Raw genomic sequence first — 12,505 nt, 5'->3', positions numbered from 1 at the left:
TATTACTTATAGGATGAAAGGCTTTCTTTTTACAATTTGTTGTTTGTTTACGCTGAGTGCAGCAGCACAAAAGCCGTTGAAGCCCAAGGCTGGTCCGGCAGTGGTACTGCCTGCTGATACTGTGCCTGCTCTCATCAACCACAGAACTGAAAACGGCATTGTGAAATTCAGTTCGGTTCTTCGCCCGCTGCGCCAGATCGCCGGGGCTCTTGAACCCTTCTATACTTACTTCTGGGAATTTGGAGATGGAAAATTTTCCTTTGAAGAAGCACCTGAGCACATTTATCCGGATGACCTGCTCTACAATGTTAGACTATTTGCCACGAACAGCTATGACGATGGAAAACCACCTCCCTCCCGTCCGAAACCTTTAAAGCCGGGAAGTAGCAGACCAGTGCTGGCTGCTGTGAATACAACTGAGCCGGCTTTCTTTAAATCCGCAGGATCCATCGAACTGAAAACGAATTGCATGCCTAAGCCAGGCGAAGACATGATGCTGGTATTGGGTTATAAAAACAAACGGGAGAACGGCATTGACAGACTCAACGGAACGCTTTCCGTTTTATACAATGACAAGGAATTCAGCAAGGACAATTTCGAGCTGATAGAAACCCGGCCTTACCATGGGGAGAAAAAGACCGTACTGGAAAAACAGGCCAACTTCGCCGCCTTCAAAACAGTAAACGAAGAGGCCTCATTTTATGCCAGTCTTGCAGGGCCTCAATTGCCAAAAAACCATCAGTTTGTGTTCGATGAGCAAGGTACTGCGCTGATCAAAGAAAAAATGGAGGCTTTTAAGAGCTCCGAAAGCTGGAAATTTGAAAATCTAAAGGCCGGCGAGGAAAGGTTTTTGTTTCTGCAGTTCAGGACTACACCCGATATGCTCAAGGATACCAATGCTGTACTAAAACTGACAGGTATGTTTGTGCCGGACAACCCCCTGGCCAGTACTGAGTTTTTCACGATGGAACTGCAGATCGTAGCCTCCCACGATCCCAATAAAATGATGCTGAAAAACAGCCGCATGAACTTCCGCTTTGTGGGCAAGAAAAAACAGCTTACTTATAGGGTACGCTTTCAGAATACCGGTAAAGGCCCTGCAAAAAAGGTAGATGTAGGTGTAGTAATTCCAGGAGCACTGGATGCCAGCTCGATCCGCATCCTGGACTCCAAGCCCAAACTGATCATGGCCGATTCAGCCTATGCCAATCAGAGTGCTATGGATACGGTACATACTGCAGACAGTGTACATTTTGTATTTAAAAACATTTACCTGCCGGGCATGAAACAGAAAGGTGTAAAGGATGCCGATTCTACCATGGGCTATGTGGAATACAGCATTGGCTTCAAGGAAAAACCTAAAAAGCTGCCCTTCAAAAGCGGTGCGGCAATTGTGTTCGACAAGAACGAACCGATCTACACCAACCGCGCAACTGGCAAATATAAGATGGGGCTTTCACCTGGCATCATTGCGGGCTACGGATTTCCCTTCGAAAGCGGGAACACGCCCTTCTCCGGACAAAAGAACCATACTTTTGGTCTTAGTCTGGCTCCTTATGCGCCGCAGCGCTACTACTGGCAGGTAGAACTTTATGCGAGTACTTTCGCTGAGAAGTCCTATCTCGTGAAACGGACACCCGGAGATGGGACCATCATTTCCTATGCGGGTGCCGACGGCAGAAAACAGGAGGCAAGAATCAGTTATATCGACAGCTTAAACAAAACTAAAATCATCACCTTAAACCTGGTACCTTTACAGATCCGGAGAAACTTCAATAAGTTTATTGGCGCAGGACTGGGGACATTGGTGTCCCTGAACCTGGATAAGCAAGTGCTGCCTTCCAGAACTGGCCTGTTGGAATTGCTGCAATCGGGCGGCACAACCAGCGTAAGTACTTCCTACGATAAAATCAAAAGCAGTTTCAGCGATTTCCAAAATACCCTTTTTGCAGATGTGCAACTGGGTAAAGTCAGGGTTGGTCCTTCCATAGGCTTCCGCTACCTGTTTACCCTGCAAAGTGCCGACAACCGATTGATCACTTACCTCACGTGGAAATTCTAAGCCGATTTCTGTGGATTTCCTTATGGGTGTTTAGCCTGGTACAAACACCCGAAATAGCCGATCCGCAACTCCGGCACCAGCTTGACTCCCTGAAAAAAGAAGACAAGCTCAGTGACTGGATCTATACCAGGATCGACTACAGTAACCTTAACCGGAGAAAATACCTGACTTTCCTGATGAACTCAGAAAAAGAGGCCTGGCGCAAAGCCAGCGCTACTGATGAGAAGGAAGCATGGTTGATGCTGCTCAGCAATCAGGGCTACAACCAATTGTTCTCAGGGAATGTGCTGGCCTCCATCAACAGCTATGAACAGGCCTATAACTTTTGGTCGGAGCACAACCTGAACATCGACATTACCGACTATGTCCTGAAGCCATGGGCAAATGACTATACGCGACTTGGCGACTATGAGCGGGCATTATTCATTCAGCAAAAAATACTCGACTTCTCTGTCAGGGAAAAAGACCGGCTGCTGGCAGCCTCTACCTATAACAATATGGCCATCTCCTACCGTTCCCTTGGCAATCAGAAAAAAGCCATGGAATGTATTCAATTGGGCTTTGCACAAGCAGGGCAAGATGCCCATTTGAAAATCCTGCTTGGCAATACACAGGCCGATATCTACAAAGACCTTGGCCAGTTGAAAGCAGCGGAAGAAGTGATCGGTAAAAATATCCTGGTTCAAAGGAAACTGGCACAGGACCTGCAAACTGCCTATTGGCTGCTCAGCAGCTATATCACTGCCGGAGATGTACAATTTGCGAAAGGGCAATACCAACAAGCACAAAACTACTACATACTGGCAGTCCAGATCAATGAGCAATATTACAAAGGCAACAGACTGAGGGAGCAGGCCTACATCCTCACACAAATCGGCAAGATACGCCTCAAACAAGGCTTTGCCGCAGAGGCGATCGGCCATTTTAACAATACCCTAAATACATTGGGTGTTCTTGACGAGAAGCTATTGTTGAACAGAAACAAGATTTACGGGGACAACCGCCTGGTAGATGTTTTTTACCAAAAAGCCCTGGCCAGCCTGGATTTAGGAAAAGAGGAGCAGGCATTGGAAAACATCAGGCTTTCACTGTTTGCGGCCGACCAAATCCGTCTGGAACTGGCCGATGTAAAAACCCGGCAACGCTTTCAGGCAGAGAGCAGAAATATGGCTGAGAAAGCCATTGCCATTGCTTTTGATCTCTTACAAAGAAGCAGTAAACAGCAATACGCAGAAATCATCACCGACATCATCGAAAAAGCTAAGGCCCGCAGCCTGCTGGACGACATCCGCAGGAACCAGCAGCAACTGACCCTCCAAACCAAAGACACCTTATTTTCCGTAAAGCAAAGCCTGGAACGGGCCATAGCCTATAACGAGAGTCAATTGCTGCGGGAACCAGAAGAGATCAGCTCCCTGACCAAACACAATGCAGAACTGCAGTTCAAACTAGAGGCTGTAGAGAAAAAGCTGCGCGATAAATATCCTGCGATGAAGGCATCCACACTGAATGAGGAGGGTGTTGCAGAACTGTTTAGAAAGCTGCCGGCTGGACAGCAGCTTATCGAATTTTTCATAGGCAGCGACGATTTATATGCCATTGAGCTCTCCAGACAAGGGGTAAAACACATCAGGCGTGTTCGCAATGCCAGCCTGATCCGGCAGGGAATCAGCGATTTTGTAAACCGCTACTATCAGCATGGTCCGGCGGCCATGACCAATAATCCCAAAGCCTATTTCAAGTCATCTTATAATTTATATGAGTTGCTTCTGGGTTCCTTCCACATCCGGAAAAACGACCGTTTGATCATCATTCCAGATGAGGTGCTGGGCTATCTTTCCTTTGATGGCTTAGTAACCAATAATCGGTATACTGCGGCAATCTCAGGATGGCCTTTCCTGATTAAAAAAGCAAGCATTGCTTATGCTTTTTCTATCCGGACCCTGCTGCAGCAATCCGATCAGAATGATCCTTCAGCTCAAGGTTTTTCGGGTCTGTTCATCACCCATCAACATAAGGGCAAGCAGTCTATCCCAGCAGTGGCAAAAGAGGCAGCGGCATTGAAAAACCTCATATCCGGAGATTTCCTCATGGATGCAAAGGCAACAGCGGAGCAATTTTTTCAGTCCTTCGAACAATCTTCTGTGCTTCACATCAGCACCCATTCCTATCTTTCCGGCATACAGCAGGAACCGACATTAGCTTTCGAAGATAAACCCGTATTTCTTTTCGAACTCTCTGCCAGAAAATCTGCTCCTGATCTCGTGGTACTCAGTGCCTGTAGAACGGCAGACGGTATGATGGCAGAAGGTGAAGGAATCATTAGCCTGAGCAGGGGATTTGCGGCGATTGGCACGAAAGGGACCATTGCGGGACTTTGGAATGTGAATGATCAAGCCGCAGCTACCATCACTTCAGAGAGTTATAAAAACCTCATTAAAGGCCAAAGCGTCAGCGAGGCTTTACACCATTCGAAACTGAGCTGGCTCTCAGGCGGACGGAATGCAGAACAGGAATACCTGCCCTACTACTGGGACGCACTGATCTATATGGGCCACGACCAACGCATAGCCCTTAAAGCTGCGATACTTTGGCAAGACTGGATCATTCCCTCAGGAATCGTGATCCTGGTCCTGCTCGCTATTTTCCTTGCTTTAAAACGATGGCGGCCAAGGGCGGTACGTTGATTTCGATAGAGAATTCCCGGCCGTGGCAGTTTTCCTGCTCAGGTAGTAAAGTACCGGTATTCAGTTTACCACTACCAAAAAACTCCTCCTCATCCGTATTGAAGATCTCTTTCCATTTGGCTTTGAAAGGCAGTCCGACCCGGTAATTTTCACGGTACACGGGGGTAAGGTTTAAGATGACAATGAGCGTATCCTTTGCCTTCTTACCTTTGCGGATGTAAATGTAAACGGAATGGTCGGCATCATCTGCATTGATCCATTCAAATCCTTCATGAGAAAAACTATACTCGTATAGTGCAGGCTCCGACCGGTACAGCTTATTGATGGCCCTTACCGTTTTCTGCATTCCCAGGTGTGGCGGATGTTGAAGCAAATGCCAGTCCAGTGAATTTTTAAAGTCCCATTCATGAGTCTGAGCAAACTCATTACCCATAAACAGCAGTTTGGTGCCAGGCTGAGTAAACATGTATGCGTACAATAACCGGAGATTGGCGAACTTCTGCCATTCATCGCCAGGCATTTTATAGATCATGGACGACTTTCCATGTACCACTTCATCATGTGAAAAAGGCAGCATGAAGTTCTCGCTGAAAGCATAGGTAATGGCAAAGGTCAGCTGATGGTGGTGGTGTTTTCTATTGATCGGGTCGTTCTTGAAATACTTGAGTGTATCGTTCATCCAGCCCATCATCCACTTCATTCCAAAACCCAGTCCACCAGCATACACGGGATGCGTTACGCCAGGGTAGGTACTGCTCTCTTCGGCAATGGTCTGAACGCCTTCGAAGCTTCCATAGATCGCCTCATTCATATCTTTCAGGAAAGCAATGGCTCCCAGATTTTCCCTGCCACCGTGCTCGTTGGTCGCGGCGTCTTCAGCTTTTCTGGAGAAATCGTAATACAGCATAGAAGCCACAGCATCCACACGTAAGCCATCTGCATGAAACTGATCGAGCCAGTACATCGCATTGCTGATCAGGAAAGAGCGTACCTCGTTCCTGTCGTAATTGAAAATATAGGATTTCCAGTCGGGATGAAACCCCTTGCGCATATCGGCGTGCTCATACAAATGCGTACCATCGAAGTGATACAGACCATGCTGGTCTCCGGGAAAATGTGAAGGTACCCAATCCAGGATCACAGCAATATCGTGTTTGTGCAGTTCTTCAATCAGGTACATCAGTTCCTGCGGTGTACCATGCCTGCTGCTGGCTGCAAAATAACCCGTGATCTGGTATCCCCAGGATGGATAAAAAGGATATTCCATGATGGGCATCAGCTCCACATGGGTAAAGCCCATATCAATCACATAAGGTACGAGGCTTGCTGCGATTTCCTTGTAAGTCAATACCCGTTTAGGCTCGCTGGGATCACGCTGCCAGGAGCCCAAATGCAGTTCATAGACCGACATGGGTTTATTGAGTGCATTGATCTTTACGCGCTTTTTCATCCAGGATTTATCGCTCCACTGGTAATCGTTTTCCCAGACGACAGAAGCAGTTTTTGGTGGATGTTCCCACTTGATTGCATAGGGATCCCCTTTTTCAACGAGTTGTCCTTCGAAGCCAAGGATTGCATACTTATAGACCTCCCCTTTTGCAACACCGGGAATAAAGCCTTCCCAGATACCGGACGAATCCAGCCTCCGATTGAGCGGATGCGCTGTTTTACTCCAATGGTTGAAGTTGCCAATCACATGGACTGCCTGCGCATTGGGTGCCCAGACAGCAAAATAAGTACCTTTCGTTCCGGCTACCTCAATGAGGTGTGCCCCAAATTTTTCGTACAACCGAAAGTGCTTGCCTGAAATGAATAATGAAATGTCAAAGTCGCTGAATAAGCTATAGGCAAGCACCCCCATTTAGTTGTATATTTTTATTGTTGTGAAATTTTTATTTGATTTGAAACGCAAACAGTTGCGTTCATCGAGTGTATAATCTGTAACATCAACGTCGTCGACCGTGATTTTGTTTACACCAAATGGCAATCCGACCACATTATAGTTGTAAAGTTCATAATTCGGGGTATATAAGCCATCTCTGGTTTGCTCAATTGACAGCGAGGAAGCTGTTCCTTTTACCATGAACTTCTTCTCCGAATAGATGTCCTGCTCGTAGGCAAAAGTATCTCCATGATCTTCGTACAGGAATGAATTGACTTCATAGTCGGCAAAGTACACATTCAACAGCACTTCTTCGATGTTCTTTTCGCCAACATACTGCATCACCGGATATTCCGGGATCACAGATCCTGCCCTGACGAACAGCGGCATGTGATCCAGAGGCGTAGCGATCGTATGCTCACTCTCCCCTCCAAGAACCTCATGCGTCCAGAAATTATACCACTTGCCTTTAGGCAGGTAGACCACACGTGAAGAGGCTCCCTGCTCTAAGACCGGACAAACCAGGATCTTGTCGCCAAAAGTAAACTCATCCTGACGGAAGCTGGTGCTTGGGTTTTCCTGTTCCAGCATCACTAAAGGCCTCAGGATCGGGAATCCATAACGGTGATGTTCCCAGAATACGGAATAAAGGTAAGGCATCAAACGGTACCTCAGTTCTATATAAGTCCTGTTGATGCTGGTATAGGGTTCTCCAAAGCTCCATGGCTCTCTTTCTGCGGTATCACCGGCAGAGTGCGCGCGCATGAAGGGAGAAAAAGTACCCAACTGGATCCAGCGTGTAAACAATTCCGGATCAGGCTCTCCGCTGAAACCTCCGATATCCGTTCCGCAGAAAGGCACTCCGGAAATAGACATCCGCTGACACTGGATATTACCAATTTTAAGGTGCTCCCAGGTAGCCACATTATCCCCAGTCCATACACATCCATAACGCTGCATACCAGAGTAACCCGCGCGGGTAATGGTAAACGGACGTTTATTGCGCATCAGTTTTTTCAGTCCATCGTAAGTAGAACGTACCATTTGCATTCCGTAGACGTTGTGCGCCTTACGGTGCGAACCGCGGTAGCCATCGTAATTGTGCCTTACGTCATTCGGAAAAGTACCTGATCCAAACACGGCAGGCTCATTCATGTCGTTCCAAACTCCGGCAACACCGATATCTACCAGTTCTTTATACAGACCACCCCACCAATCCCTTACTGCAGGATTAGTAAAGTCAGGAAACTGGCAACGGCCAGGCCAAACGTGACCTTCCATAAAGTAATCATCGCTACGGCGACAGAAGAAATTGTTCTCTTTACCTTCCTTGAATACCCAATAGTTGTCGTCAACTTTAATTCCGGGATCGATCATCACGACGGTTTTGAAACCATCATTGGCCAGTTCCTTGATCATTCTTTTTGGATCAGGAAAATGACTTTTATTCCAGGTAAAGCAACGGTAACCATCCATATAATCGATGTCCAGATAGATCGCATCACAAGGAATATTTCTGGAGCGGAATCCATCGGCAATTTCTTTCACCTTTTTCTCAGGGTAATAACTCCAGCGGCACTGGTGATAACCCAAGGCCCATTTCGGAGGCATGGGGTGTGTGCCGGTCAGGCTTTGGTATCTTTTGACCACATCCATTAGATGCGGACCGTGAATGTAATAATATTGCAGTTCACCACCATCTGCCCAAAAGCTGGTCTTGCTATTGTCTTCCCTTCCAAAATCGAAATAAGAACGGAAAGTATTGTCGAAAAAAATACCGTAAGCAGCTTTATCGTGCACTGCGGTATAGAAAGGAATGGTACGGTAAAGCGGATCCTGGTCCCAGCCAAAAGAATAGGCGTCGGTGTTCCAGTTCTGGAAATGGCGCCCCCGCAGGTTCATATTTCCGGATTTATCGCCAAGTCCGAAGAAATTTTCTTCCGGTTGACATTTCTTGGTTGCGTAGACGTAGTAACCGCCAAACTCCACATTCTCTTCCCAGTGCATAGGGAAAGCGTCTTCGCTCATGACCATCTGCGTCTGATTTTCAGTAAAAGAGACCAGGAAATCGGCTTTGCGGATCTTACATGTGACTGTATTCGTGGCGATAGCGTAATATTCATCCAGCTCTTCCATTTTAAAGGTAGTGACTTTCTGATCTACCACAGGAACAGCATAGGAGAAATCGTCGAGGAACACACCATGTGGTGCGAGACGAACCCTGATGATCTCGTCGCTCACTACACGTACTTCTACCCTTGCACTGCCATCGCCGAAAAAGAACCTGTTCCCTTCGGTAACCACTGCTTTTACCTCGCCAAGGTATTTCTTTACAATAGGCTTCAGGTCGGTGACAGGGTTATTCAGGTGTTGAATAATTTCCTCTGTTTCGGCCGCATTTATATTTTCTATTAATTCTTTTCCCTTTTCGTTTGTCTCTTCCATGAAAAATCGCTTTAGTACCTAAAAGTGTTAAAATTTCCATTAAAACCAAAGGATTATTATGAGATAATCACTGCACAAAAAAAGGCCCTGACATGGAGATCAGGGCCTTTTTAAGAATTATAAAGATTTTTTAAGTACTAATTTTAAGGGTTATAGGTAAAGCCTATGTAATACAAAGCGCCTACAGCCGGATTTCCATAGGAAGTAAAGTAGTATTTATTGAGGATATTGGAGCCCCCAATTTTGATCATCGATTTCACTGAAGGAACTTTTAAGTTAACTTGTGCATCGACAGTGCTAAATGATGGAACCGTACCGGAAGCGAAAGAAGAATTCCAGTAAAACTCATCCTGCCAGCGGTAGTTGACATTGAAGCCTACATTTTTGATAACCTCTTTGTTACCCAGTCCCAGATTGTAACGGATCTCCGGAGTATTGAAATCATTGATGTAATTTGCCGGAAGGTCACCGATCTTGTTGTAAGATACGTTTCCACTTAAGTTGTAGCTACCGAGCAAGTAGTCTATACCTAAAGCGCCACCATAAGTATCTACTTCACCCTGAGCATTTATAGGAACACCAAATTTAGAAAAACTTGTTCCGTTTTGCTGATAAACCTCTACTGAAGTAATGAAATTTTTATAGGTATTGTAATAAGCATAAGCATCGATCAGGAATCTTGTTCCTAATAAACCTTTATAGCCGACCTCGTAAGCTTTTACGCTTTCAGGACGTACACCTCTCGCATCAAATTCATACGTCTGCAATAAAGCAGGATTAGGTGTGCCCGTTGCGGCGGAAGCAAGGAAAGCGCGATAGCTGACATCAGTAAACGCTTTTTTATTAGTCAACAATCCGTATTTATTCAACATAGATGGCAGACCACCAATCAGGCGCTGCACACCACCCGCAACAGATAGGTCGATGTATTGATTTTGGGTTGTAGGGTTACGATAACCAGTTTGATAAGAAACCCGCAGGTTGTTGTTTGGCGCTACCGTCAACACTCCAGATATCCTTGGCGTAAACCTGCCATCAAAATTGGTACTCTTATCATAACGTCCTGAAACAGATAGTTTAAATTTATCGGCAAACAATTTTTTCGCCAACTGGCCAAACGCACCATATTCATTAATATCTAATTTAGTATTCAAATCATCGAAAATGGTTCCTCCGGACCTCAATTGGTACATGCGGTAAGAACCCCCAACTTGAAATTCTACTATGTTATTGAGCACATTCGACAGGTTATACATACCCTCGTAGTGGTATAAATTGGTCTTGTCGTTGAATTTAGCTCCAAAAACATTATTAGGAATATCTGTAGCGACAATAGTCGTATTCATAATCCGATATTTCATTGCATCAAATTGCGGAGTACCCGGGATCAGTCTTCCCTGATCGGCAGCAGCTCTGGCCGCTGCATGAGCTTGCGCATCGGTCACTGCAGGATTGGATGCCCTGGCACCAATATAGTTGCCCACATATTGAGGATACCAGTCCTGAGATTTCTTGGAAGCTTCGTTCATGAAATTACCCAGGATAGAAGAAATATATGAATCGCCAGATCTTTCCTGTGTAGTGTATCCACGAACAAAAAAGTCTTCACCTTTCAATTCCAATTTGTATTGACCGATCCTGAAGTTACGCAATGAATATCTGTCGGATCCAGTATACACTGATGTACCCATCCCCCAGTTCAACTGCGCAATGGCTTGGATTGTGGACGTAATTTTGTAATGCAAAGATCCTGATGCTTTCAGAGATTCCGTATTATAATCAACTAAAGACCTTTCTTCATAACCAGTTCTGGAAACATCCTGACTAGGCAATAAAGCGGGGTTTGCAACCACACCCAAATAAAAAGGTCTGGTCTGTGCGTTGGTACTTAGGAACGTCGCTATTTGCGTAGCAGATGGAACCAAGCCACCAGTTGCAAGACCGTAGTTTGTGATGTATTGTTGCTGGCCGGCGCTCAGGACAGCCTGAGCTACGTTGCGCATATTTTGAGCACCCTCATCTCCATAAACATTCACGCCGTCATATGCCGGATCTGTAGTTCTATTTCCAGATTTGAAGGTACGGGCTGCTCTGTCAAAGTTATCATAATTATCAGCCTGCCAATCCTTTGCCTGCAGAAAAGAGAAAGTTCCTTTTACAGCCCATCTGTTGTTCCAGGCTTTTGCCATTCGAACATCTAATTGATTGTACTGCTGGTTCCCTGTATTGTTGTCATTCAAGTGATTTACACCTGTCTTGAACTGAAAACTCGCACCCTGATAATCAAATGGATTTTTAGAAGTCATGAGCATGGTACCGTTGATACCACCCGCCCCGTAGAGTGCCGATGATGCACCCGGTAATAACTCTACGTTTTCCACATCTAAATCTGAAAGTCCTATGATATTGCCCACAGAGAAATTAAGTCCCGGAGCCTGGTTATCCATTCCGTCTACAAACTGATTAAACCTGGTATTTCCATTGGAGTTAAATCCACGTGTATTGATTGACTTGAAAGTCAAACTCTGTGCACTCGTCTCTACTCCCTTTAAATTATTCAACGCGTCATAAAAGGAAGGTGCAGAAATTTCCCTTAGGGCTGCGGCACCCATTCTTTCAATAGAGACGGGCGATTCAAGAATCCGCTCAGGCGTTCTCGATGCAGAAACGACCACCTCTTGTCCTAGTACGGTACCAGACTCCAATTCAAAATTCAAATTGGCTGCATTTCCCGTGATTTCTTTTTCAATAGAGGTATATCCGATAAAAGAGACTACAATTGTGAAAGGTGCTTTTAGGTTAGTAGTAAAAACAAATTTACCATTGTCATTCGTGGCAGTACCTGAAGTTTTCCCCTTGACAGTAATCCCAACACCTGGTATTGGCTCTTTAGTGGTCTTATCTGTGACAAGCCCGCTAATGGTTACACTTTGAGATTGTGCGCCAACTGCGGTAGCAAACAATAGTAAAAGTGTGAAGATTGCTTTGGTAAAAGTTTTGCTCATACGTGAAGTTTTATAATTGGTTAATTTTATTCTAATCTAATACAAATTTTTAATTTCACAAATTGTATTTAATGTTCCGTTTCAACTATTAATTTCTTCATCGATCTCTCGCAGCAGTCAGGTAAGGACACTGCTCATACATCATTTATGAAGCCTGCTGTGGTGATTGAATTTCACCCGGAATTTTGCATGGATTTCACAGGCCTGTTACCAGGAAATTGCCCCTGTGAAGTCCCTGTTATCCCCCTGTTATTCCCCTGTTAGCTCCTTGTTACCAATAGTGTCAGTATAGGGAGATTATGGCGGTCTTATATGGGGGTTTAGAGCGCTTTATACAGGCAATGCAAATTTCATTGCAATTGATTTAAGTTTTATGTTAAATTGCAATCCAAACCAAATATTGTAATTATCCAGGAATAGGCAA

Annotated in this window: 5 protein-coding genes; 2 read left to right on the top strand and 3 right to left on the bottom strand. The window is 45.3% G+C overall.

Annotated features, from left to right (window positions below):
• Positions 1-13: 13 nt before the first annotated feature.
• A complete protein-coding gene (locus WAE59_RS10225; protein ID WP_337855857.1) occupies positions 14-2,062 on the top strand; it encodes a DUF7849 domain-containing protein in 2,049 nt (682 codons plus the stop codon).
• Complete coding sequence (locus WAE59_RS10220; protein WP_337855856.1) at positions 2,050-4,749, top strand: CHAT domain-containing protein; 2,700 nt, start codon at positions 2,050-2,052, stop codon at positions 4,747-4,749. Before WAE59_RS10225 ends, WAE59_RS10220 begins: the two co-directional genes overlap by 13 nt.
• Here the strand turns inward: WAE59_RS10220 and glgB are convergent.
• The 3 genes from glgB to WAE59_RS10205 form a co-directional block, all read right to left on the bottom strand.
• Positions 4,703-6,610 (bottom strand): 1,4-alpha-glucan branching protein GlgB, encoded by a 1,908-nt coding sequence (gene glgB / locus WAE59_RS10215; protein ID WP_337855855.1) that lies wholly within the window; start codon positions 6,608-6,610, stop codon positions 4,703-4,705. The genes WAE59_RS10220 and glgB overlap by 47 nt on opposite strands.
• A complete protein-coding gene (locus WAE59_RS10210; protein WP_337855854.1) occupies positions 6,611-9,076 on the bottom strand; it encodes a glycoside hydrolase family 31 protein in 2,466 nt (821 codons plus the stop codon).
• Between the two features lie 143 nt (positions 9,077-9,219).
• On the bottom strand, positions 9,220-12,081 hold the full coding sequence (locus WAE59_RS10205; RefSeq protein ID WP_337855853.1) for a TonB-dependent receptor: 2,862 nt from the start codon (positions 12,079-12,081) through the stop codon (positions 9,220-9,222).
• Positions 12,082-12,505 lie beyond the last annotated feature (424 nt).

Source organism: Pedobacter sp. GR22-6 (assembly GCF_037402555.1).
Lineage (GTDB): Bacteria > Bacteroidota > Bacteroidia > Sphingobacteriales > Sphingobacteriaceae > Pedobacter.
This window is presented reverse-complemented; position numbering and strand designations above follow the sequence as displayed.